This is a genomic window from Seohaeicola nanhaiensis (genome assembly GCF_042654245.1).
In the GTDB taxonomy this organism is placed as follows: Bacteria; Pseudomonadota; Alphaproteobacteria; order Rhodobacterales; family Rhodobacteraceae; genus Seohaeicola_A; species Seohaeicola_A nanhaiensis.
Genome location: NZ_JBHSGI010000005.1, coordinates 296,939 through 320,222, shown reverse-complemented (window position 1 = coordinate 320,222; position 23,284 = coordinate 296,939). Strand labels below are relative to the sequence as shown.

At 66.1% G+C, this 23,284-nt stretch carries 16 protein-coding genes; 5 read left to right on the top strand and 11 right to left on the bottom strand.

The features are described from left to right. Positions 1-5: 5 nt before the first annotated feature. From ACFO5X_RS08905 to xdhA, 7 genes are all read right to left on the bottom strand, one after another. Positions 6-2,849, bottom strand: coding sequence for a calcium-binding protein (locus ACFO5X_RS08905; protein ID WP_380716995.1), 2,844 nt, complete (start codon positions 2,847-2,849; stop codon positions 6-8). Between the two features lie 118 nt (positions 2,850-2,967). Continuing rightward, on the bottom strand, positions 2,968-3,888 hold the full coding sequence (locus tag ACFO5X_RS08900) for an ABC transporter permease (RefSeq protein WP_380716994.1): 921 nt from the start codon (positions 3,886-3,888) through the stop codon (positions 2,968-2,970). A 2-nt stretch (positions 3,889-3,890) separates the two neighbouring features. Further along, positions 3,891-4,970 carry an ABC transporter permease gene (locus tag ACFO5X_RS08895; RefSeq protein ID WP_380716993.1) on the bottom strand — a complete coding sequence of 360 codons (1,080 nt, stop codon included), beginning with the start codon at positions 4,968-4,970 and terminating at the stop codon, positions 3,891-3,893. 192 nt (positions 4,971-5,162) lie between these two features. After that, positions 5,163-6,677, bottom strand: coding sequence for an ABC transporter ATP-binding protein (locus ACFO5X_RS08890; protein ID WP_380716992.1), 1,515 nt, complete (start codon positions 6,675-6,677; stop codon positions 5,163-5,165). Continuing rightward, positions 6,674-7,606: a xanthine dehydrogenase accessory protein XdhC gene (gene xdhC, locus ACFO5X_RS08885; RefSeq protein ID WP_380716991.1), complete on the bottom strand. Its 933-nt coding sequence runs from the start codon at positions 7,604-7,606 to the stop codon at positions 6,674-6,676. The genes ACFO5X_RS08890 and xdhC overlap by 4 nt, the downstream gene beginning before the upstream one ends. Next, entirely contained in the window at positions 7,596-10,016 is a 2,421-nt protein-coding gene (gene xdhB, locus ACFO5X_RS08880; protein ID WP_380716989.1) for a xanthine dehydrogenase molybdopterin binding subunit, read from the bottom strand. Before xdhB ends, xdhC begins: the two co-directional genes overlap by 11 nt. Then, positions 10,013-11,377: a xanthine dehydrogenase small subunit gene (xdhA, locus tag ACFO5X_RS08875; protein ID WP_380716988.1), complete on the bottom strand. Its 1,365-nt coding sequence runs from the start codon at positions 11,375-11,377 to the stop codon at positions 10,013-10,015. Before xdhA ends, xdhB begins: the two co-directional genes overlap by 4 nt. 349 nt (positions 11,378-11,726) lie before the next feature. Between xdhA and dnaE the strand changes: the two genes are divergently transcribed. Continuing rightward, entirely contained in the window at positions 11,727-15,242 is a 3,516-nt protein-coding gene (dnaE, locus tag ACFO5X_RS08870) for a DNA polymerase III subunit alpha (RefSeq protein WP_380716986.1), read from the top strand. Between the two features lie 33 nt (positions 15,243-15,275). Here dnaE and glmS read toward each other — a convergent pair whose 3' ends face one another. After that, positions 15,276-17,099 carry a glutamine--fructose-6-phosphate transaminase (isomerizing) gene (glmS, locus tag ACFO5X_RS08865; protein ID WP_380716985.1) on the bottom strand — a complete coding sequence of 608 codons (1,824 nt, stop codon included), beginning with the start codon at positions 17,097-17,099 and terminating at the stop codon, positions 15,276-15,278. Between the two features lie 5 nt (positions 17,100-17,104). Continuing rightward, positions 17,105-18,454, bottom strand: a complete 1,350-nt coding sequence (gene glmU, locus ACFO5X_RS08860; RefSeq protein WP_380716984.1) for a bifunctional UDP-N-acetylglucosamine diphosphorylase/glucosamine-1-phosphate N-acetyltransferase GlmU — start codon at positions 18,452-18,454, stop codon at positions 17,105-17,107. A 130-nt stretch (positions 18,455-18,584) separates the two neighbouring features. Between glmU and ACFO5X_RS08855 the strand changes: the two genes are divergently transcribed. Together ACFO5X_RS08855 and ACFO5X_RS08850 are read left to right on the top strand one after the other, a co-directional pair. After that, positions 18,585-19,247 (top strand): HAD-IA family hydrolase, encoded by a 663-nt coding sequence (locus tag ACFO5X_RS08855; protein ID WP_380716983.1) that lies wholly within the window; start codon positions 18,585-18,587, stop codon positions 19,245-19,247. A gap of 39 nt (positions 19,248-19,286) precedes the next feature. Further along, the gene (locus ACFO5X_RS08850; RefSeq protein ID WP_380716982.1) at positions 19,287-20,480 is read left to right on the top strand and encodes a DegT/DnrJ/EryC1/StrS family aminotransferase; all 1,194 of its coding nucleotides are present in this window, start codon (positions 19,287-19,289) and stop codon (positions 20,478-20,480) included. 36 nt (positions 20,481-20,516) lie between these two features. On the opposite strand, the gene ACFO5X_RS08845 is transcribed toward ACFO5X_RS08850, so the two are convergent. Then, positions 20,517-20,969, bottom strand: coding sequence for a CreA family protein (locus tag ACFO5X_RS08845; protein WP_380716981.1), 453 nt, complete (start codon positions 20,967-20,969; stop codon positions 20,517-20,519). Further along, positions 20,966-21,436, bottom strand: coding sequence for a pyridoxamine 5'-phosphate oxidase family protein (locus ACFO5X_RS08840; protein WP_380716980.1), 471 nt, complete (start codon positions 21,434-21,436; stop codon positions 20,966-20,968). Before ACFO5X_RS08840 ends, ACFO5X_RS08845 begins: the two co-directional genes overlap by 4 nt. A 175-nt stretch (positions 21,437-21,611) precedes the next feature. On the opposite strand from ACFO5X_RS08840, the gene ACFO5X_RS08835 reads away from it, so the two are divergent. Then, the gene (locus tag ACFO5X_RS08835) at positions 21,612-22,775 is read left to right on the top strand and encodes an isovaleryl-CoA dehydrogenase (RefSeq protein WP_380716979.1); all 1,164 of its coding nucleotides are present in this window, start codon (positions 21,612-21,614) and stop codon (positions 22,773-22,775) included. Further along, on the top strand, positions 22,772-23,275 hold the full coding sequence (locus ACFO5X_RS08830; protein WP_380716978.1) for a lysozyme inhibitor LprI family protein: 504 nt from the start codon (positions 22,772-22,774) through the stop codon (positions 23,273-23,275). Before ACFO5X_RS08835 ends, ACFO5X_RS08830 begins: the two co-directional genes overlap by 4 nt. The last annotated feature ends 9 nt before the right edge of the window (positions 23,276-23,284 follow it).

Here is a 23,284-nt window from a genome sequence, read left to right as displayed (position 1 = left end):
GCGCGTCAGAAGATGAACATGCCGGCGGTCAGGTCGCTGACGTTGAGGTCTGCCAGCACGATCGTGCCATCGGCGAGGTCGATTTCCACGTCGTTGCCAACATCGTGTGCGCGCGCGACGATTTCGGAAAAGCTGTTCACCCCCTGCGGCATCGCGCCGACCAGTCCCAGCCGGTCTTCGCCCGGGCGGAAGTCGGCGATGTCGACAAGGAAGTGACCGCCCGAAAGCGTCACCGTGTCCCGTCCGGCGCCCAGCTTGATGTCGATGACATTGGCGCCGGTCGGACTGCTGTTGCCGCCCTTGATCTGGATACTGTCGTTGCCCTGACCTGCGTTGATCTCGGTGGTCGACGAGGCGCCGAACATGTTCAGCACGAAGACATCCGCATCCCTGCCGCCGTCGAGGATGTATTGCGTCGCGTCGAAATGTCCGGCTGGCCGTGCCTGACCGAAGAGCGTGAAGGTGTCGGTGCCGACACCGCCGCCTGCGTTGACGGCACCGGATTTGATGATGAAGGTATCGTTGTCGGCGCCGCCGTTCAGCTCGGCATAGCCGGTGCCGGTGCTGACGAACCTGTCCTGTCCACCTTCGCCGATGGCGAAATCGGTCGAGGCGTCGATGAAGAAGCGGTCGTTGCCGTTGCCGCCGTGATAGGAGTGCGAGGCGGCATCGTCCTTGAAGAGGTCGTTCTTCGCGGTGCCCAGCACGCCGAAGACGTCGACCAGCGTATCGTGATCCCCGGGCCCTGCATTGACCGTTCCGGCCGCCATGTCGACGCTGATGGCATTGGCGGAATACTGGTAGGACACCTGCACCGCCTTGTCGCCCAGCCGGGTGATGGTGTCATTGCCAAGCCCGCCGATGACGAAGGCAATGGCGCCGAACGTGCCGGTAAAGGTCGGGTCCGCGAAAATCCTGTCGTTGCCGGCCCCGCCGATCAGCACGCCGCCGCCGCGGATCTCGTCGTTGCCGGCGCCGCCATCCAGGATCCCGACGCCCAGCAGCTTGTCGTTGTCCGCCTCGCCATAAAGCTGGTTGATCTGCTTGGTGGCCAGCCCGGCCAGGCTGCCGTTCTGAAGCGCAAGGTCGATGGCCCGGTTGAACAGTGTCAAGGTGTCCAGGGTCATCTTGTCGTCTTTTAGCTCGTCCTGACCGGTGCCGCCCTTGAGGATGTCGTCGCCTTCCTCGCCGAACATCCGGTCGTTATCAGCCCCGCCAAAGAGCTTGTCGTTGTCCAGGCCGCCGAACATCATGTCGTCGCCGTTGCCGCCAGAGAGCTGATCGTCGCCGTCGCCGCCGCCCAGAGAATCCTTATCGTCGCCGCCATAGAGCTGGTCCTTGCCCCCCAGCCCGCCGAGGTTGTCGCGCCCGTCGCCGCCGATCAGCACGTTGGCCCGGTTGTCGCCCTTGATCAGGTCGCGCAGCGCGGTGCCGATGACCTTTTCGATTCCGGTCACGCTGTCAGTCGTGTCGAAGGGGTCGACCGCCGTCCCGGCCTTGAGCGCGACATCCACGCCGCGCCCGCCCTCCGGGAAGCCGGTCGAGAAATCCAGCGTGTCGAAGCCTGCGCCGCCGTCAATGGTGTCGGTGCCGTCACCGCCCTGCAGAACGTCGTTGCCGGCCAGACCGACGAGTGTGTCGTCGCCGGCGCCGCCCCAGAACAGGTTGCGCCCGGTGTTGCCGCGCATCTCGTCCGCCTTGGCGGTGCCGACGATACCCTCGATCCCGGACAGGTTGTCGGTCGCGCCGAAATCGTCGCGCACGGTGCCGGACATCAGATCGACCTCGATCCCCAGTGAACCGTTGGTGGCAAAGGGGAACCCCGCCGCGCCGGTGCCGGTGCGGTTGCCGAAGTCGCCCAGCGTATAGGTCACGATATCGGTGCCCTTGCCGCCGATGAACTGGTCGGCCCCGCCGCCGCCGCTGAACCAGTTGTCCTTGGCGCTGCCCCGCAGGATATCGTCGCGGCTGCCGCCGAACGCCCCTTCCACGCCGATCAGCTTGTCGCGGAAGGTGTTGAAATCCCTGTCGCCGATGACCGTCTTGATCCCTTTCGCCACGCCGCGGGCCAGGTTGACGTCGACGCCGCCCAGCTCGCCTGCATAGCTGACCACGTCGATCCCGCCGCGTCCCTCGATCACGTCGTTGAAGGTCTGGTCCGTCGGCATCATCCCCTTGCCGGGGGCGAAGATTTCGACCACGTCGGTGCGGTCCGACCCGCGCAGCACGTCGACCCGCCCGGCCTGTCCGCGGGCACCTTCGAAGTTGCTGATCGTATGGCCCATGCTGCCGATGTGGCTTTCCGAGAAGCTGCCCACGTCGACGCGCGAGGACAGATCGCCGGGGCGTTCGTAATAGAAGACGTCGACGCTCATGTCGAAGCCGGAATAGGCGACGATGCCGCGCCCGATGTCGATGATCGCTTTGGCCGAGCGGTCGTAGGTCGCGTCGAATTGCACGCGGATGTTGCCGAAGCTGAAGAAGACCTGCCCCGAGACCGACTCGAGCGTGACAAGGTCGTATCCCGCGCCGCCATCGGCCACCGAATGCCCCGCGTTCAGCGCGACCAGATCGTTGCCGGCGCCGGCGTCGATGGTGTCGGAATAGGTCTGGCCCCGGGTCGAGACGAAGGGCCCGACATCGTCGAACTGGCGGTGAATGCGCACATCCTCGGTCCAGCGCGCGTAAATCTGGTCGTTGCCGTCGCCGGCATCGACCGTGTCGTTGCCCTGATCGACATAGATGGTGTCGTTGCCGCCCAGTCCCAGGAAGGTATTGTCGTATCCGTCCGTCGGCGATCCGGTATCGACCAGAACGTCGTCCTTGTTGGTGCCCTTGATAATGGCCATTGCTGAAAATCCCCGTGGTCCGACTCGGAATAGAGCCGTCGGTTAATGAAAAGTGAATGAGTCTCGATAGCACTCCGGATCGCCCGGGGGAAGCGATCCGCTACAGGTTCAATGCGCCTCAGTTGGTCGCGTGGAAACTCCGTCCCAGCGAGGCGGGCGCGCGGCTCTTGTCGGCCGAGAGGATCACGAGGACAATTATCGTCACGACATAGGGCGACATCGCCAGGAACTCGACGGGGATGGCCACGCCGGCGGCCTGCATGTTGAGCTGAAGCACCGAGATGCCGCCGAACAACCAGGCGCCCAGCAGGACGCGCCAGGGCTTCCAGCTGGCGAAGACGACCAGCGCGAGCGCGATCCAGCCCACACCGGCGGTCATCCCCTCGGTCCATTGCGGCACGCGGATCAGGCTGATGTAGGCGCCGCCCAGTCCGGCACAGGCACCGCCGAAAAGGATGGCCAGGATGCGGATGCGCACCACCTTGTAGCCCAGCGCATGGGCGGCATCGTGGTTTTCGCCCACCGCGCGCAGGATCAGACCCGCGCGGGTGAATTTCAGCAGGGCCCAGACCCCGGCGACCAGCAGGATCCCGAGATAGAGCAGGGGGTCATGGTTGAACAGGATCGGCCCGATCACCGGCAGGTCGGAAAGCACCGGAATGTCCAGTCGCCCGATAGGGGGCGGCTTGATGCCGACATAGGACTGGCCCATCAGCGACGACAGCCCCAGCCCGAAGAGCGTCAGGGCAAGACCCGAAGCCACCTGATTGGCCAGCGCAACCTGGGTCAGCACGACAAACAGCAGAGACAGCGCCGCGCCGCCCGCGGCGGCGGCGAGGAAGCCCAGCCAGGGCGATCCGGTCTCGACCGCGACGGCAAAGCCCGAGATGGCGCCGACGATCATCATGCCCTCGACGCCAAGGTTCAGCACACCGGCACGTTCGACCACCAGCTCGCCGATGGCGGCCAGCAGGATCGGCGTCGCCGCGACCATCAGGAAGGCGATCAGCAGGGCGGGGTTGATCTGGGACAGGTCCATGCTCAGGCCACCTCGCGCGTTTTCAGCCGGATTCGGTAGTTGGTCAGAAGATCGAAGGCCAGCAGGAAGAACAGCAGCATCCCCTGGAACACCTGGATCGCCGCCGCCGGCAGCCCCAGGTTGCCCTGGGCGATTTCGCCGCCGATGTAGGTCAGCGCCATCAGCAGGCCGGCCAACAGGATGCCGACCGGGTGCAGCCGGCCCAGAAAGGCGACTATGATGGCGGTAAAGCCGTAGCCGGCGTTGAAGTCGATGCTGATCTGGCCCGAGGGACCGGCAACCTCGAACAGCCCGGCGAGGCCAGCCAGCAGGCCCGAGACGCCGAGGCAGAAGAGGATCAGGCGGGGCGGGTTCACCCCGGCGAAGCGGGCCGCGCGCGGGGCTTCGCCGGTCAGGCGGATGTGAAAGCCCAGCATGTGCCGGTTGAGCAGGACATAGGCGAAGATGACGGCAATCAGCGCCGCCGCCATGCCCCAGTGCAGCCCGGCGTCCTGGCTGATCCAGCTGGTGGCGCTGGGATAGTCGTTCAGGTTCCGGCTGCCCGGAAAGCCGAAGCCCTGCGGGTTCTTCAGGAGGCCCAGCGACATCGAGGCCAGCAGTTGCTCGGCCACATAGACCAGCATCAGCGAGACGAGGATCTCGTTGGTGCCGAACTTCACCTTGAGCAGGGCCGGGATCATCGCCCAGGCCCAGCCGCCCAGCGCGCCGCCAAGCACCATAAGCGGGAAGATGTACCAGGCCTCGAGCGGGTAGAAGGCGAGGCCCACACTGGCGCCGCAGATCGCGCCGACGATGTATTGCCCCTCGGCCCCGATGTTCCAGATGCCGGCCTTGAAGCCCAACGACAGCCCGATGGCGATCAGAACGAGGGGCGCGCCCTTGATCAGAAGCTGCGGGCGGTAATAGGAGGCGAAATCGCCGAAGAGCGGTTCCCAGAAGATCGTCTCGATGGCGAGGAAGGGGTTCTTGCCCAGCACCGCGAAGAGCATACCGCCCGCGACCATGGTGGCCAGCACCGCGACCAGGGGCGTTGACAGCGACCAGAGGCGCGAGGGCTGGGGGCGTTTTTCCAGAACGATCATGCGCAGGCCCCCGGATGGCAGGCGGCGGCAGGGGGCGCTGCCCCCTCTTGGCCTGCGGCCAATTCACCCCCGGAGGTATTTGCAAAGAGCAGAAGCGCAGGCCGCGAAAGTGGTTCCCAAAAGGTCACTCTTCTTAAATCGTTGTATTTCAAATACTTGACCCCCCGTCCCAGCTGGGACGCCTGTTTTGCCTCAGACATGCGCCACCTCCATCCCGTGGGCGCCGCCCATCATCAGCCCGATTTCGTCCACCGTCAGCCTCTTGGTGTCGCGCGGCTCGGAGAGCCGGCCCTCGTTCAGCGCGGCGAAGCGGTCGGCGATTTCCATGAGCTCGTCCAGATCCTGGCTGATGCAGACCACCGCCGCGCCGTTGGCCGCCAGATCGAGGATCGCCTGCCGGATCGCCGCCGCCGCGCTGGCGTCCACGCCCCAGGTCGGCTGGTTCACCACCAGCACCTCGGGGCGTTGCAGCACCTCGCGCCCGATCACGAATTTCTGCAGGTTCCCGCCCGAGAGCGCCCGCGCCGCCGTGCCGGGGCCGGGGGTGCGCACGTCGAAGGCCTTGATGATCTTCTTCGCGAAGTCTTCGGCCGCGCCCCATTTGAGGAAGCCGCTGCTTTCGAGGTTCTCGCGCACCGAGCCGGTCAGCAGGGCGTTCTCGGTCAGGCTCATGTCCGGCGCGGCGGCATGGCCCAGCCGTTCCTCGGGCGCGGTCAGTAGCCCCAGCGCGCGGCGGGCGAGGGGGCCCATCCGTCCGATCGGCTTGCCCTTCAGCCTGACCGCCTCGGGCGCGGTCAGGATTTCGCCGGAGAGAACCGCCAGCAGTTCGTCCTGCCCGTTGCCCGCCACGCCGCCGACGCCCAGCACTTCGCCCTGCCGGACGGTCAGGCGGATGTCCTTCAGCGACGTGCCGAAGGCCGAGGGCGAGGGCGCCGACAGCCCGCCGATCTCGAGCGCCACCTCCCCCAGCGCGCGCCCCGCGCGGGTCGGGGTCTGCAGCGCGGTGCCCACCATCAACTCGGCCATCTGCCGCGCCGTGGTTTCGGCGGGGACGCATTCGCCCACCACCTTGCCCAGTCGCAGGACGGTGGCGTGGTCGCAGAGCGCGCGGATCTCCTCGAGCTTGTGGGAGATGTAGAGGATCGCGGTGCCTTCGGAGGAGAGTTTGCGCAGCGTGCCGAAGAGAATCTGCACCTCTTGCGGGGTCAGCACGCTGGTCGGCTCGTCCATGATCAGCAGTTTCGGATCCTGCAGCAGGCAGCGGATGATCTCGACCCGCTGGCGTTCGCCGGCCGAGAGGTCGCCCACCGTGCGGAAGGGGTCGAGCGGCAGGCCGTAGGCCTCGCTCACCTCGCGGATGCGGCGGGCGAGGTCGCGCATCGGCGGCGGCGTCTCCATCCCCAGCGCGATGTTCTCGGCCACGTTCAGTGCGTCGAACAGCGAGAAGTGCTGGAACACCATGGCGATGCCATCGGCGCGGGCCGAGCGCGGCTCGGGCGGGGCGTAGGGTTTGCCGCGCAGGGTCATGGTGCCGCTGTCGGGCTTGACCAGCCCGTAGATCATCTTGACCAGCGTCGACTTGCCCGCACCGTTCTCGCCCAGCAGGGCATGGACCTCGCCCTCGCCGATCTCGAAGGAGACATCGGAATTCGCGACCACGCCGGGATAGGCCTTGGTCAGGCCGTTGATGCTGAGCAGGGTGGTCATGCCAGACGGGTCCTTTTCTGATGGTCGCGCGCGGACTGCAGCACTTCGGCGGCGACGCCGACGGCTATGGCCTGCGGGTGTTTGCCCAGCGCCGGGTTTCCGATCGGGCAGCGGATGCGGGCGATCTGGTCGGGCGCATGGCCAAGCTGCGCCAGCCGATGCCGGAACCGGGCCCATTTGGTGGCCGAGCCGATCAGCCCGGCTGATGTAAAGCCGTGGCCGAGCAGGCCGTGGCAGAGCGCAAGGTCGAGCGTGTGGGAATAGGTAAGGATCAGATGCTCGGCCCCAACGGGGGCGTGTGGGAACAGGCGCGCGGGATCGGCGGCCGGGAGGGTCGTCACGTTCTGCGGGTGTACTGCGGGAAACCGGTCGGGCGCGGTATCGACCCAGGTGATCTGCAGGCCGGGCAGGGGGGCGAGCACGTTCACGATGGCACGCCCGACGTGGCCAGCGCCCCAGATCCAGAAGGTCCGGTCCGGCTGCGCGACGGGTTCGATCATCCAGCCCTGGAGCAATTGGGCTTCGGGCATGGTGCCCGCCCCGCGCGCCTGGGCCAGCAGGCGCTTGACGGCCAGGGGCATCTCTCCCGCGCCGGGCGCGGGGCGCGCGATGACCGATCCTTCGAGGGACTTCAGGCGGCGGTCATTGTATATCTCTGCCAGCAGGGTCACCGATCCGCCGCAGCACTGGCCGAGCGAGGGCCCGAGCGGATGGGTGGTCAGGCTGTCGGCCGCCAGCGTGCGGGCGGTCCGAGCCGCCTCGTATTCCAGCGCGCCGCCGCCGATGGTGCCGGATTGGCCGCCGTCCCAGACGAGCATCGCCGCGCCGACCTCGCGCGGGGCCGAGCCGCGCAGGTCGGCCACGACAACGCGGACCACGCGGCCATGGGCCTGCACGGCCCGGGTCAGGTCCTCGCGCTCAAAGGCCATTGCGCGCTCTCCCGATGGCCCGCCAGACCTCTTCCGCGGTCGCCGGGGCGTTCAGGGACGGGTAATGCGGCCCGCAGGCCGAAACGGCGTCGGAGAGGGCCAGCCAGGCGGAAATGCCCAGCATGAAGGGCGGTTCGCCCACGGCCTTGGAGCGATAGATCGTCTCTTCCCGGTTCGCGCCGTCCCAGAGGGCGACGTTGAACACGTCGGGGCGGTCGGAACAGGCGGGGATCTTGTAGGTCGAGGGCGCATGGGTGCGCAGGCGGCCCTTGCCGTCCCAGACCAGTTCCTCGGTCGTCAGCCAGCCCGCGCCCTGGACATAGCCGCCCTCGATCTGGCCGATGTCGATGGCCGGGTTCAGAGATTGCCCCGCGTCATGCAGGATGTCGGCGCGCAGGATGCGGTTTTCGCCGGTCAGCGTGTCTACCGCCACCTCGGTCACCGCCGCGCCATAGGCGAAATAGAAGAACGGGCGGCCCTGGCCCTTGATCCGGTCCCAGGCGACCTTGGGGGTCTTGTAGAACCCGGTGGCCGAGAGGCTGACGCGCCCGACATAGGCGCGCTGGGCGGCTTCGGCAAAGGTCATGGTTTCGCCGCCGACAAGGACCTTACCCTCCTCGAACCGCACATCTTCGGGCGCGCATTGGTGTTCCTGCGCGAGGTGGGCGGCCATGCGGTCGCGGATGGTGTCGCAGGCGGCCTTGACCGCCATGCCGTTCAGGTCGCTGCCCGACGAGGCGGCGGTGGCCGAGGTGTTGGGCACCTTGCCGGTGTCCGTGGCGGTGATCTTCACCATGTCGAGCGGTATGCCGAACCGGGCGGCAGCCACCTGGGCGACCTTCAGGAACAATCCCTGGCCCATCTCCGTGCCGCCGTGATTCAGGTGGACCGAGCCGTCCTGATAGACATGCACCAGCGCGCCGGCCTGGTTCAGGTGGGTCAGCGTGAAGGAAATGCCGAACTTGACCGGAGAAAAGGCGATGCCCTTCTTGATGAGACGATGGGTGGCGTTCCATTCGGCGACAGCCTTGCGCCGGGCCGCGTAGTCGCTGCTGTCCAGCAGGCGCTCGGTCAGCCCATGCAGGATGAAGTCGCTGACTTCCATGCCATAGGGCGTGGTCTGTGCGCCGCGCGGCGCGGCGGGCACGGCGGCGGGGGCGGTGTCGCCGACCGCACCGCGGCTGGCGAGGTCTTCGTGTGAGGACGGATGGCGGATTGTCTCTTCGACCGCCGTGTCGGCTTGATCCACATGATCGCCCGAGGCCGTAGCCTCGGCATAGAAGTTCCGCCTGCGCACCTCGGTCCCATCGAGGTTCAGGACATGGGCGATATGATCCATCACCCGTTCGATCCCGACCATCCCCTGCGGGCCGCCGAACCCGCGGAAGGCGGTGGCCGACTGGGTGTTGGTTTTGAGCCTGTGGCTCTCGATGCGACAGGCGGGCAGGAGATAGGCGTTGTCGGCGTGCAGCATCGCCCGGTCGGCGACGGGCAGGGACAGATCCATCGCCCAGCCACAGCGCGTGTAATGCACGAATTCGACACCGGCGATCCGGCCCTCGTCGTCGAAACCGGCGCGATAGTCGATGCGGAAGTCGTGGCGCTTGCCGGTGATGACCATGTCGTCGTCGCGGTCATAGCGCATCTTGCAAGGTTTGCCGGTCAGCCGCGCGGCCACGGCGCAGGCGACGGCCAGTGCGTTGCCCTGGCTTTCCTTGCCGCCGAAACCGCCGCCCATGCGGCGGGTTTCGACGCGCACAGCGTGCATCGGGACGCCCAGTGCCTCGGCCACCTTGTGCTGGATCTCGGTCGGATGCTGGGTCGAGGAATGCACCACCATGTCGGCGCCTTCCTGCGGCAGGGCGAGGGCTGCCTGGCCTTCGAGATAGAAATGCTCCTGCCCGCCAAGCTCCAGCCGCCCTTCGATGACATGCGCCGCGCCCGCGATGGCGGCGGCGGCGTCGCCCTTGGTGTATATGCGCGGGCCGTCCTCGAAACGGCTGTTGGCGGCCAGCGCGTCCTCGACCGTCAGCAGCGGGGTTTCCTCGGCATAGGTGATCTCGCCCAGCCGCGCCGCCTTGCGCGCGGCGAGGTGGTTGGTAGCGACCACGGCGAAGAGGGGCTGGCCAAGGTAGTGGACCGTTCCCTGCGCCAGCAGCGGTTCGTCATGGGCCGAGGGCGAAACGTCGTTGGCGAAGGGCAGATCGTCGGCGGTCAGCACCGCGACGACGCCCGGGGCGGAGCGGACGGCGGACAGGTCCATCGTGGTGATTTTGCCGCGCGCGATGGTCGACAGGCCGAAGGCCAGGTGCAGGCAGCCCTGCGGCACCGGGATGTCGTCAATATAGCGCGCGGCGCCCGAGACATGCAGCTGCGCGGCGTCATGGGGCAGGGAACTGGCGACGCTCATGGCTGCACCTCCAGCACGGAGGCCGGTTCGCCGCTGGTTTCGGCATGATAGCGCGCCAGCATGGCGGCGGCGCTATTCAGGCGGTACGCGGCCGAGGCGCGCATGTCGCTCATCGGTGCGAAGTCTTCGGCGAAGAAGGCCTGCGCCGTCTCTATCGTCTTGACGGTCCAGGGCTGGCCGGTGAGCGCCGCCTCTACCCTAGCTGCGCGTTTCGGGATGCCGGCCATGCCGCCAAAGGCGATGCGGGCTGACATGACCTTGCCGTCTTCGACCGTGATGTTGAACGCGCCGCAGACGGCCGAGATGTCCTGATCGAACCGCTTGGACAGCTTGTAGCATTTCAGGTTGTCCGGCTGTCGCGGAAAGCTGACGGCCTCGACGAATTCGCCCGGCGCGCGGTCCTGCTTGCCATAGTCCAGGAAGAAGGACTCGAGCGGCAGGTCGCGGCGCGTGTTGCCCTTGCGCAGATGCAGCGTCGCGCCCAGCGCGATCAGCGCGGGCGGGTTGTCCCCGATCGGCGAGCCATTGGCGATATTGCCGCCGATGGTGGCCGCATTGCGCACCTGCACCGAGCCATAGCGGCGGATCATCTCGGCGTAGGAGGGGTGCAGCGGCGCGACAACCTCGCGCACGCGGTTCATGTCGACCATGGCGCCAAAGCGGATGGTCTGGCCGTTCATATCGACCGTCTTCAGGTCGTCGCACTGGCCGAGGAAGATCACCTGGGGCAGCGCGCGCAGGGCCTTGGTGACCCAAAGGCCGACATCGGTGGCCCCGGCGACCAGCACGGCCGAGGGGTTGGCCTCGTAAAGCGCGGCGAGGTCGTCAGAGCTGCGGGGCGCATCTGTGGCCTGCGCCGTCGCGCCGAAGGCCCGGTCGCTCTTCAGCCAGTCCGGGCGGGCGGCGCCTTCGGCGGCGCGGGCCGCGCGGATGATCGGGGCGTAGCCGGTGCAGCGGCAGAGATTGCCGGCCAGCTGGTCATCGTGATCCGTGGCGCCTTTGGCATGGGCCGTGGCCATCGACATCACGAAGCCCGGCGTACAGAAGCCGCACTGGCTGCCGTGATGGTCGATCATCGCCTGCTGCACCGGGTGCAGCGCGCCGTCGGGGCCTTTCAGCCCTTCCACCGTGCGCACGGCACGGCCCTGCAGTTGCGGCAACAGCAGGATGCAGGCGTTCAGGGCACGGGGGCCTTCGCTGTCGGTGACCATGACGGTGCAGGCGCCGCAATCGCCTTCGTTGCAGCCTTCCTTGGTTCCGGTCAGCCCCCGCGTCTCGCGCAACCAGTCGAGCAGCGTGTCGGTCGGCGACACGCCTTTCAACTCCACGCTCTCTCCGTTCAGAAGAAAGGTGATGTTCATGTCCCAGTTAACCCGTCGCCATACCCCTGTTGCGGCCGTCATTGGTGCCCTTCGATGCGACGTAGAGGGGCGCCGGCCAAATATTGTTGAGACAAGGTTAGAAAGCCGGGCCTGTCTCTGGCAAGAGAAAGCTGACTGCCGCCGTTGCATCAATCCCGGCGAAAGTGCATGCCGACCTGAAAATAAGCAAGCGAGTCATGCAATTGGTTGTCGCCATTCGGCTGCCGCCGGAGAAGCTGCTTCGCGGAATACCGAAAGATCGCCTGTCCTCATCTGCCGTGTTGGCGCGTCCGGGCGCGGCAGGCTTTCGGACATTGCCCGCCTCCGCGCGGCTGGATAGGGTCGCGGCATGAGCCAGTCCCCCCGATTCATCCACCTCCGCGTCCATACGGAATACTCCCTGCTCGAAGGGGCCGTTCGGCTGAAGAACCTGCCCAAGCTCTGCCGTTCGGCGGGGATGCCGGCGGTGGCCGTGACCGACACCAACAACATGTTCGCGGCGCTGGAATTCTCGGTCTATGCGAGCGGCGCGGGGATCCAGCCGATCATCGGCTGCCAGGTCGATCTGGCGTTTCTGCAGGTCCAGCCGGGCGAGCGCGCGAAGGATCCCGCGCCGCTGGTGCTGCTGGCGCAGAGCGAGCGGGGCTACGAGAACCTGATGAAGCTGAACTCCTGCCTGTACCTCGGCAAGGCGGGGCAGTTGCCGCAGGTGACGCTGGAAGAGCTTGAGACCTGGTCCACCGATCTGATCTGCCTGACCGGCGGGCCCGAGGGGCCGGTGGGGATGCTGTTGCAGGCCGGGCAGCGCCCGGCGGCCGAGGCGCTGGTGACGCGGCTGCACGCGGCCTTTGGCGACCGGCTTTACATGGAACTGCAGCGCCACCCGGGCGAGGACGGGCGCCCCACCGAGGCCGAGCGCCTGACCGAACGCGGCCATGTCGAGATCGCCTATGCGATGGACATTCCGCTGGTGGCGACGAACGATGTCTATTTCCCCGATGCCAAGATGTACGAAGCGCATGATGCGCTGATCTGCATCTCGGAGGGGGCCTATGTCGATCAGCAGGATCCGCGCCGCCGCCTGACGCCACAGCATTATTTCAAGAGCGGGCAGGAAATGGCGGTTCTGTTCGCCGACCTGCCGGAAGCCATCGAGAATACCGTGGAAATCGCCCGGCGCTGCGCCTTCATGGCGAAGAAACGCGCGCCAATCCTGCCAAAGTTCGCCGATGACGAGGTCGAGGAACTGCGGCGGCAGGCCATCGAAGGGCTGAAGGCGCGGCTGGCGGTCATTCCGCATTCGGCGTCGGTGGAAGACTACGAGAAACGGCTGGAATTCGAGCTGGGCATCATCGAGCAGATGGGATTTCCCGGCTATTTCCTGATCGTGGCCGACTTCATCAAATGGGCCAAGGCGCAGGGCATCCCTGTCGGTCCGGGGCGTGGGTCGGGCGCGGGGTCGCTGGTGGCCTATGCGCTGACGATCACCGACCTCGATCCGCTGCGCTATTCCCTGCTGTTCGAACGCTTCCTGAACCCCGAGCGGGTGTCGATGCCCGACTTCGACATCGACTTCTGCATGGATCGCCGCGAGGAGGTGATCCGCTACGTTCAGGAAAAATACGGCCGCGACAAGGTGGGGCAGATCATCACCTTCGGTGCGCTTCTGTCCAAGGCGGCGGTGCGCGACGTGGGGCGGGTGCTGCAATTGCCCTATGGGCAGGTGGACCGGCTGTCGAAGATGATCCCGGTCGAGGGGGTCAAACCCGTCAGCATCGAAAAGGCGCTGGCGGACGAGCCGCGCCTGCGCGAGGCCGCCAAGTCCGAAGAGGTGGTGGCCCGGCTGCTGGACTACGGCCAGCAGGTCGAGGGGCTGCTGCGCAACGCGTCGACCCACGCGGCGGGGGTGGTGATCGGCGACCGGCCGCTGGACGCGCTGGTGCCGCTCTATCAGGATCCGCGGTCGGACATGCCGGCGACGCAGTTCAACATGAAGTGGGTCGAACAGGCGGGGCTGGTGAAGTTCGACTTTCTCGGCCTCAAGACGCTGACAGTGATCCAGAACGCGGTCGAGCTGATCCGCGCCTCGGGGCGGCATCTGCACGTTGCGGCGGACGGAACCGAGCTCTATGTGCCGGCGCCCGGAACCGAGGATGACATCAACGCGATCCCGCTGGATGACGAGGCCTCGTACAAGCTCTACGCCTCGGCCAAGACGGTTGCGGTGTTCCAGGTGGAAAGCTCGGGCATGATGGATGCCCTCAAGCGGATGAAACCGACCTGCATCGAGGATATCGTGGCGCTGGTGGCGCTTTACCGGCCGGGACCGATGGAGAACATCCCGACCTATTGCGAGGTGAAGAACGGGCTGAAAGCGCGCGAGTCGATCCATCCGCTGATCGACCACATCCTGGAAGAGACCCAGGGCATCATCGTCTATCAGGAACAGGTGATGCAGATCGCGCAGGAGATGGCGGGCTATAGCCTCGGCGGCGCTGACCTGCTGCGCCGCGCGATGGGCAAGAAGATCGCGGCCGAGATGGCCAAGGAGCGCCCGAAGTTCGAGAAGGGTTCGCTGGAAAAGGGCGTCGACAAGAAGAAGGCCAGCGAAGTCTTTGACCTTCTCGAGAAATTCGCCAACTACGGCTTCAACAAGTCGCACGCTGCCGCCTATGCGGTTGTCAGCTATCAGACCGCCTGGCTGAAGGCGAACCACCCGGTCGAGTTCATGGCCGGCGTTATGAACTGCGATATCCATCTGACCGACAAGCTGGCGATCTATTGCGAAGAGGTGCGCAAGGCGCTGGCAATCGAGGTGATCCCACCCTGCGTCAACCGGTCCGAGGCGAAGTTCACTGTCGAGAAGGGCGCGTTGGTCTATGCGCTGGGCGCGCTGAAAAACGTCGGTGTCGAGGCGATGAAGATCATCACCGAGGCGCGCAAGGCGGATGGCACGGACAAGCCCTTTGTCACGCTCTACGATCTGGCGCGGCGAGCCGATCTCAAGCGGGTGGGCAAGCGGCCGATGGAGATGCTGGCCCGCGCCGGCGCCTTCGACCAGCTGGATTCCAACCGGCGGCGGGTGTTCGACAGCCTGGATGCGCTGGTCGCCTATTCGGCCGCGATCCATGACCAGAAGGCCTCGGCCCAGGTGTCGCTGTTCGGCGAGGCGGGCGACGATCTGCCCGAACCGCGGCTGGCCGGTGTGTCGGATTGGCTGCCTGCGGAACGGCTGGCCGAAGAGTTCAAGGCGATCGGCTTTTATCTGTCGGGCCACCCGCTGGACGACTACATGGCGCCGCTGCGCCGCAAGGGCGTTCTGACGCTGGACGATCTGCGCGACCGGGCGGCGCGGGGGCCGCAGGTGGCCAAGCTGGCCGGCGTCGTGGCCGGGCGGCAGGAGCGCAAGTCGGCGCGGGGGAACCGCTTTGCCTTTGTGCAGATGAGCGATGTCAGCGGGGCCTACGAGGTCACCGTCTTTTCTGAAACGCTGGAGGCGTCGCGGCAGTATCTCGAAACCGGGGCCAAGGTCGTGGTGACGGTCGAGGCAACGATGGAGGCCGACCAGCTGAAACTGCTGGCCCGCGCCATCGGACCGATCGACAACGCGGTCGCCGATGCCGGCAGCGCCGGTTTGCGCGTTTTTGTCGGCGCGGCCGGTGCGGTGGAGACGATTGCCCGCATCCTTGCCGACGCCCAGGCCGCCGCGCGCAATGCAAGCCGGGGACCGGTGCAGCTGTGCCTCACCGACCCCGGCCTGCCGGGCGAGGTCGAGATCGAGCTGGGCCAGGATTTCGCCATCAACCCGGCGATCAAGGGCGCGCTCAAGAGCCTGGACGGCGTCGACATGGTCGAAGAGCTTTGACGGGCCGTTGCCGGCCCGCCCGAGGTGCCGCGCCTATTCGACGGTGACGGATTTCGCCAGGTTGCGCGGCTGGTCCACGTCGGTGCCTTTGGCGACCGCCGCGTGATAGGCCAGCAGCTGCGCGGGCACGGCATAGACGATGGGCGCCAGCAGGGGATGCACGGCCGGCATGCGGACGGTGGCGAAAGTGCCCTCATGCGCCTCTGCAATGCCGGATTCGTCCGAGACCAGAACGACCTTGCCCTTGCGCGCCATGACCTCCTGCATGTTCGAGACGGTCTTGTCGAACAGATCGTCGCGCGGGGCCATCACGACCACGGGCATGTGTTTGTCGATCAGCGCGATGGGGCCGTGCTTCAATTCGCCTGATGCATAACCTTCGGCGTGTATATAGCTGATTTCCTTCAATTTCAATGCGCCTTCCAGGGCGAGCGGATACATCTGACCGCGGCCCAGGAACAGCACGTCGCGCGCCTCGCTGAGGCGCTGGGCGGCGGCCCGGATTTCGTCATTCTGGTCCAGCGCGCCGTTCAGCGCCTGAGGCAGCCCGCGCATCGCGGCGAGGTGATCGGCGATCTCGTCCGCATCCAGCGTGCCGCGGTCCGCCGCCGCCTTGAGCGCGAGCATGAGCAGGACAGTCAGCTGGCAGGTAAAGGCCTTGGTCGAGGCGACGCCGATTTCGACACCGGCGTGGATCGGCAGGGCCAGATCGCTTTCGCGCGCAATCGAGCTTTCGGGCACGTTGATCACCGAGACGATCTGCGCGGCCTTGCCCTCGCAGAACCGCAGCGCGGCGAGGGTGTCGGCGGTTTCGCCCGACTGGCTGACAAACAGCGCCAGTGTGCCCGGTGTGATCGGCGGCTCGCGATAGCGGAACTCCGAGGCGATATCGACTTCGACCGGCAGGCGGGCCAGCTGTTCGAACCAGTATTTGGCGGTGAGGCAGGCATAGAAGGCCGTTCCGCAGGCGACCATCGTCAGCCGTTCGATCCTGCTGAAGTCGATCCCGTTCCCCGGCAAGACAACCTCGGCGCCGCCCGCCGGCAGATAGTGGTTCAGGGCCTCGCCGATCACCTGCGGCTGCTCGGCGATCTCCTTGGCCATGAAGTGCTTGTGCCCGGCCTTATCGACGCGCGCGTTGTCGAGCGCGATCTGCTTGACGGCGCGGTTGGCCAGATTGCCCCGCGCGTCGTAAATCTGCACGCCTTCGCGCGTGACGACGGCGCGGTCGCCTTCCTCGAGGTAGCTGATCCGGTCGGTCAGCGGCGACAGCGCGATGGCGTCCGAGCCGACATACATCTCGCCGTCGCCATAGCCGATGGCGAGCGGCGAACCCTTGCGGGCGCCGATGATAAGGTCGTCCTCGCCGTCGAACAGGAAGGCGAGCGCAAAGGCGCCCTCAAGCCGGTCGAGCGTCTTGAACACCGCATCGACCGGACCGAGGCCCTGTTTCATGTAGTGCTCGGTGAGCAGCGCCACTGTCTCTGTGTCGGTTTCGGTGGTGAAGGGCACGCCATGGCTGGCCAGTTCCGCGCGCAGTTCGCGGTAGTTCTCGATGATGCCGTTGTGCACCACCGCGACACGGCCCGCCTGATGGGGGTGGGCATTGGTCACCGTCGGCTCGCCATGGGTCGCCCAGCGCGTGTGGCCGATCCCGGCCTTGCCGGCCAGCGGCTGATGGACCAGCAGATCGGACAGGTTCACCAGCTTGCCAACCGCGCGGCGGCGGTCCAGCGCGCCGGCGTTCACCGTCGCGATGCCCGCGCTGTCATAGCCGCGATATTCCAGGCGTTTCAGCGCTTCGACGAGGGTCGGCGCCACTTCGTGGCTGCCCAAGACCCCGATAATTCCGCACATTTGCCCTATCCCTTTTGTTGTTTTGCTTTGCGGGACTTCAACATTTCGAACATCTTGACCGCAAAGCCGGGTTTGTTGACCTGCTCGCTGCGGGCAATCGCCATCGCGCCGTCCTCGACGTTCTTGGTAACCACCGTGCCGGTCGCCGTCATCGCATTGTTGCCGACGCGCACCGGGGCGACCAGCATGGTGTCGGACCCGATGAAGACATTGGCGCCGATCTCGGTACGGTGCTTGAACACGCCATCGTAATTGCAGGTGATCGTGCCCGCGCCGATGTTGGTTCTCTGTCCGACCGAGGCATCGCCGATATAGCTCAGGTGGTTGATCTTGGCGCCTTCCGCGATCTCGGCGTTCTTGATCTCGACAAAGTTGCCGATGTGGACATCCTCCGCCAGTTCCGCACCGGGGCGCAGGCGGGCGAAGGGGCCGATGATGCCGCCGCGGCTGACGTGGCAGCCTTCGAGATGGCTGAAGGCGCGGATCCGCGCGCCGGATTCGACGGTGACGCCCGGGCCGAAGACCACGTTCGGCTCGATCACTGCATCGCGGCCAATCACGGTGTCGAGCGACAAGTAGACGGTTTCCGGGGCCATCAGCGTGACGCCGGTCTCGAGTAGTTCGGCGCGGGCGCGGGTCTGGAACGCGGCCTCGGCCTCGGCCAGTTCGGCGCGGGTGTTGATGCCCAGCGTTTCGGCCTCGTCGCAGCGCACCGCGGTCACGGAAAGGCCTTCCGCATTGGCAAGTTCGACGATATCGGTCAGATAGTATTCGCCCGAGGCGTTCGCGTTTCCGACCCTGGCGATCAGGGCAAAAAGGGTCGTGGCGTCACAGGCCATCAGCCCGCTGTTGCAGAGCGTGATGGCGCGCTCGGCGTCGGTGGCGTCCTTGAACTCGACGATGCGTTCCAGCTGGTCGCCGTTCATCACCAGCCGGCCATAGCGGCCGGGGTCGGCGGCATCGAAGCCCAGCACCACGAGATCGGACCGCCCCCGCGCGGCGGCCATGCGTTCCAGCGTCTCTGGCCGCAGGAAGGGCGTGTCGCCGAACAGGACGACGACATCGCCGTCGAACCCCGCCAGCGTCGCGCGCGCCATGTCGACCGCGTGGGCGGTGCCGTTCTGCTCGGGCTGGATCACCACCTCGGCGGTCTCGTCGATCTGGGCCACAGCCGCGCGCACCTCGTCCGCGCCGTGGCCCGCGACGACAACCGTGCGCACAGGATCGAGCGCGGCGCCCGCGCGCATCGCGTGTGCCAGCATGGGCGCGTGCGCTATCGGGTGCAGCACCTTCGGCAGATCCGAGTTCATCCTTGTGCCTTTTCCGGCAGCCAGGATGACGAGTGCGATGTCCATCTGTTTTTCTCTTTGAATTCGAATTCCGCCCGTTTTATCCGCTGAATGGCAGGGCGCAAGCCGGGCGGCAATCAATCATGGTTGCAGTCTGCAATAGCGCAGGGCGGAAAGACGCCGACAGGAGCAGGGCATGCGCACGGTTATCTTCGATCTGGACGGCACACTTGCGGATACCTCGGGCGATCTGATCGCCGCCGCCAACCACTGTTTTCGCCACATGGGGCTGGGCGACGTGCTGGACCCGGTGCGGGACGCAGGGGTGGCACTGCGCGGCGGGCGGCGAATGCTGAGCGTCGGGCTGGACCGCGTGACCCTGTTCGATGCGGCGACGGTGGATCAGTATTATCCGGTCCTGCTGGATGCCTATTCGCAGCAGATCGACCGCCACACGGTGCTTTATCCGGGGGCGATGGAGGCGGTGGAGGATCTGCGCGAGGGTGGCTTTGCCGTCGGTATATGCACGAACAAGCCCGAGGCGCTGGCGGACCTGCTGCTGACCCGGCTGGGTGTGCGCGACGCCTTCGCCTCGCTGGTCGGGGCCGATACGCTGTCGGTGCGCAAGCCCGATCCCGAGCCGCTGCGCGAGGCGGCGCGCCGGGCGGGGGGCGATCCGGCGCGATGCCTGCTGGTGGGCGATTCCGATACCGACCGCAATACCGCGCGGGCGGCGGGCGTTCCCTCGGTGCTGGTGACATTCGGCCCCTCGGGCGAGGATATGGCCGCGCTGGAGCCAGAGGCGCTGATCGGGTCCTTCGGGGAATTGCGCGGGGCCGTGGAGCGGTTGCTCGCCTGATCCCTTGACCCTGCGCGCGGCGCGGCTCAAACAGGCGGCATGAGCGAAAAGTTCACAGGCGTCTTCACGCAACAGGAGCCGATTCCGGAAGCCGGGATCGAGGCGGCGCTGGCCGTGCTGCGGCACGGGCGGTTGCACAGGTATAACACCGTCAGCGGGGAAATCGCCGAGACGGCGCTGCTGGAAGAGGAATTCGCCGACTTCACCGGCGCGAAATATTGTCTGGCAGTCGCCTCGGGCGGCTATGCCATCTCGACCGCGCTGCGGGCGGCAGGCGTGAGGCCCGGCGATCCGGTTCTGACCAACGCCTTTACCCTCGCGCCGGTGCCTGGGGCGATCGCCTCGCTGGGGGCGGTACCGCTCTTTGTCGGCGTGACCGAGCAACTGACCATCGACCTTGACGACCTGGCATCCAAGGCCGGGCAGGCGCGGGTGCTGCTGCTGTCGCACATGCGCGGGCATATCTGCGACATGGAGCGTCTGATGGCGATCTGTGATGCGGCCGGGGTCAAGGTGATCGAGGACTGCGCGCACACGATGGGGGCGTCTTGGAACGGGATCGCCTCGGGGCGACATGGGCTGGCCGCCGCCTATTCGACACAGACCTACAAGCACATGAACTCGGGCGAGGGCGGGTTTCTGGTGACCGATGACGAGGATTTGGCGGCGCGGGCCGTGATCCTGTCGGGATCCTACATGCTCTATGAACGCCACCGCGCCGCGCCGGGGCCGGAGGCCTTCGAGCGGGTGAAATACGTCACGCCCAATATCTCGGGCCGGATGGACAACCTGCGCGCGGCCATCCTGCGCCCGCAGCTGCGCGACCTTGCAAAGCAGTTGGATCGGTGGAACGAGCGATATCGCACCATCGAGGACGGATTGCGGGGCACGCCGGGCCTGACCGTGATCGAGCGACCGGCGGAAGAACGCTTCGTCGGGTCATCCATCCAGTTTATTCTGCTGGGTTGGAGCGAGGAGAAGGTGGCCGAGGTGGTGCGCCGTTGTGCTGCGCGGGGGGTCGAGCTGAAATGGTTCGGCGAGGGCGAGCCCAAGGGCTTTACCTCGCGCTACGACAGCTGGCGCTATGTCGATGCTCCGCGGATGCCGTCTACCGACCGGATACTGCGCGGACTTCTCGACATGCGCGTGCCGCTGACCTTCAGTCTTGATGATTGCGCGCTGATTGCACGCATCATCCGCGCCGAGGTCAGCGCGGTTCATCAGGCAGCTTGAAACGGCCATAGGGGAAGGGCGGCTTGGCCCCCGCCCTTATTCCGACCCGTAAAGCGGGACGGTGGAAATGGAGAGCTTGGCCGAACCGTCCTTCAATTCCGCTGCATGGGCCAGATAGACCAGCGTCTTGTTCTTCTCGTCATAAATGCGCTTCACCCGCAGCGACTTGAAGATCAACGAGCGTGAGGTGCGGAACACATCCTCGCCATCCTCGCTCCGATCTATGGCGCCGATCACGATTGGGCCTGTCTGCCGACAGGCAATCGAGGCGTTCGACGGATCCTCGAACCAGTTGCCCTTCGACAGGCGGTCTATCAGGCCGCGGTCGAAATAGGCGACATGGCAGGTCACACCCTGAACCTTGGGGTCCTGGACTGCCTCGATCACGATGTCGTTGCCGACCCAATCGACACCGACCTCGCCGATCTGTTCGGCGAGGGCGGGAACGGCAGCGCTGATGAGCGCTGCCGCAAGTCCGGCCCGGATCAAAATGTGATCCGGGCGTGCTCGCCCATATCGGGTTTGCTGTCGGTCAGGTTCGCCTTTGCAATCTCATAGAGAAAGCCGGCGGCGCCATCGGTTGCCCAGACCTCGGCCTGTTGCGGCGTCATGCGCACGAGGCGAACGTCCTTGTCTTCCTTGCCATCCTCGAACCAGGCCGAGGCGACGGGGCTCCAGAGTTCGTCCAGCTTGGCCGCATCGTCGGAGATGCTGACGGTGCCATCGACGGTTGCGTAGATCTTGGACCCCGAATCGGCGAGCGTCAAAGACGCGCGGCTGCCTCCGGCTGCCGCTTGGGCGATATCGGTGCCGTCCGCTGTGATGAACCAGATCGCATTTGCGTCGCGGTCGGCATAGGGCGACATCGGCACTGGCCGCGCGCCTTCGGTGGTCAGCATGCCTGCCTGGACATCGTCCAGACGGCTCCAGAATTCTTCCTTGATGTCTTTGGACATGGGTGTCTCCTTCGAAAGTGTCGCTGACCGTTCAACGTTCCTCTGTCTCGCCTAGTTCCTCCGGGACCGCGGGGAAACTCAAGTCTGATACTGTTCACCACGTGACGCTTGACCGGGGAAGGTGGTCGGCGTATTATTTGAACAGTTGTTCATTAACATCGGGGGAGGTGCCATCGTGTTCAACGCATCCATGAGCTTTGATCTGGGCGAAGACGTCAACAGCCTGCGCGACACGGTGCATCGCTGGGCGCAGGAGCGGGTCAAGCCGATGGCGGCCGAGATCGACCGCACCAACGCCTTCCCGCCCGCGCTCTGGCCCGAGATGGGTGAAATGGGGCTGCTGGGGATCACCGTTCCCGAAGAATACGGCGGGCTGGGCATGGGCTATCTGGCACATACCGTGGCGGTCGAAGAGGTCGCGCGTGCCTCGGCGTCGGTCTCGCTCTCCTACGGCGCCCATTCGAACCTCTGCGTCAACCAGATCAAGCTGAACGGCAACCCGGACCAGAAGGCGAAATATCTGCCCGGACTGGTCTCGGGCCAGAACGTCGGCGCGCTGGCGATGAGCGAGCCGGGCGCGGGGTCGGATGTGGTTTCGATGAAACTGCGCGCGGAAAAGCGCAATGACCGCTATGTGCTGAACGGCAACAAATACTGGATCACCAACGGGCCGGATGCCGATACGCTGGTGGTCTACGCCAAGACGGACCCCGAGGCTGGTTCCAAGGGCATCACTGCCTTCCTGATCGAAAAGTCGATGACCGGTTTCTCGACCTCGCCGCATTTCGACAAGCTGGGGATGCGCGGCTCGAACACTGCCGAGCTGATCTTCGAGGACGTCGAAGTGCCTTTCGAGAACGTGCTGGGCGAAGAGGGGCGCGGCGTGCGCGTCCTGATGTCCGGGCTCGATTACGAGCGCGTTGTTCTGGCCGGGATCGGTCTGGGCATCATGGCGGCCTGCCTGGACGAGATCATGCCCTATCTTGCGACCCGCAAGCAGTTCGGCCAGCCGATCGGGAATTTCCAGCTGATGCAGGGCAAGATCGCCGACATGTATACGGCGATGAACTCGGCCCGGGCCTATGTCTACGAGGTGGCCAAGGCCTGCGACCGCGGCGAGGTCACACGCCAGGACGCTGCGGCCTGCTGTCTCTATGCCAGCGAGCAAGCGATGGTGCAGGCGCATCAGGCGGTGCAGGCAATGGGCGGCGCGGGCTTCCTGAACGACGCGCCGGTCGCGCGGATTTTCCGCGATGCCAAGCTGATGGAGATCGGCGCCGGCACGAGCGAAATCCGGCGGATGCTGGTCGGACGCGAGCTGATGGGGGCGATGGCGTGAGGGGCGCGGCGCTGGCGGTTCTGGCGATTGCCGCCGCATCCTCTGCCGGTGCGCAGGATATCGTCTTTTCCGAGGAGGCAACCCGCAGATGCCTGGGCGCGGCGCCCGACTCGGTTGCGCAGGAGGCCTGTATCGGCAAGTCGTCCGATGCCTGCATGGCGGCAACGCCAGCCGGGGGCACGACCTATGGGATGGGCGGCTGTCTGGATCAGGAATTGTCCTATTGGGACGGCCTGCTGAACACCTACTATCAGACCGCGATCGAGCGGGCGAAGACGCTGGATGCCGATACGCGGAAATATGCGCCGGAGGCGGCCAACATGGAAAAGAGCCTGCGCGAGATGCAGCGCGCCTGGATCCCGTTCCGCGATGCCAGCTGCGATTTCGAGCGCGCCCAGTGGACGAACGGCACCGGAGCAGGGCCTGCCACGCTGAGCTGCCTGTTGGAGATGACCGGCAAACAGGCGCTGAAGCTGGGGCGGTTCGGTTATGGGTCGTGATCGGCGGGC

Coding starts and splice junctions, on each gene's coding strand:
- ACFO5X_RS08890 (WP_380716992.1), bottom strand. CDS start 6,677: ATGACCACCCTGCTCAGCATCAACGGCCTGACCAAGGCCTATCCCGGC.
- ACFO5X_RS08850 (WP_380716982.1), top strand. CDS start 19,287: ATGAGCGAAAAGTTCACAGGCGTCTTCACGCAACAGGAGCCGATTCCG.
- ACFO5X_RS08900 (WP_380716994.1), bottom strand. CDS start 3,888: ATGGACCTGTCCCAGATCAACCCCGCCCTGCTGATCGCCTTCCTGATG.
- ACFO5X_RS08905 (WP_380716995.1), bottom strand. CDS start 2,849: ATGGCCATTATCAAGGGCACCAACAAGGACGACGTTCTGGTCGATACC.
- dnaE (WP_380716986.1), top strand. CDS start 11,727: ATGAGCCAGTCCCCCCGATTCATCCACCTCCGCGTCCATACGGAATAC.
- glmS (WP_380716985.1), bottom strand. CDS start 17,099: ATGTGCGGAATTATCGGGGTCTTGGGCAGCCACGAAGTGGCGCCGACC.
- ACFO5X_RS08895 (WP_380716993.1), bottom strand. CDS start 4,970: ATGATCGTTCTGGAAAAACGCCCCCAGCCCTCGCGCCTCTGGTCGCTG.
- glmU (WP_380716984.1), bottom strand. CDS start 18,454: ATGGACATCGCACTCGTCATCCTGGCTGCCGGAAAAGGCACAAGGATG.
- xdhC (WP_380716991.1), bottom strand. CDS start 7,606: ATGGCCTTTGAGCGCGAGGACCTGACCCGGGCCGTGCAGGCCCATGGC.
- xdhA (WP_380716988.1), bottom strand. CDS start 11,377: ATGAACATCACCTTTCTTCTGAACGGAGAGAGCGTGGAGTTGAAAGGC.
- xdhB (WP_380716989.1), bottom strand. CDS start 10,016: ATGAGCGTCGCCAGTTCCCTGCCCCATGACGCCGCGCAGCTGCATGTC.
- ACFO5X_RS08855 (WP_380716983.1), top strand. CDS start 18,585: ATGCGCACGGTTATCTTCGATCTGGACGGCACACTTGCGGATACCTCG.
- ACFO5X_RS08840 (WP_380716980.1), bottom strand. CDS start 21,436: ATGTCCAAAGACATCAAGGAAGAATTCTGGAGCCGTCTGGACGATGTC.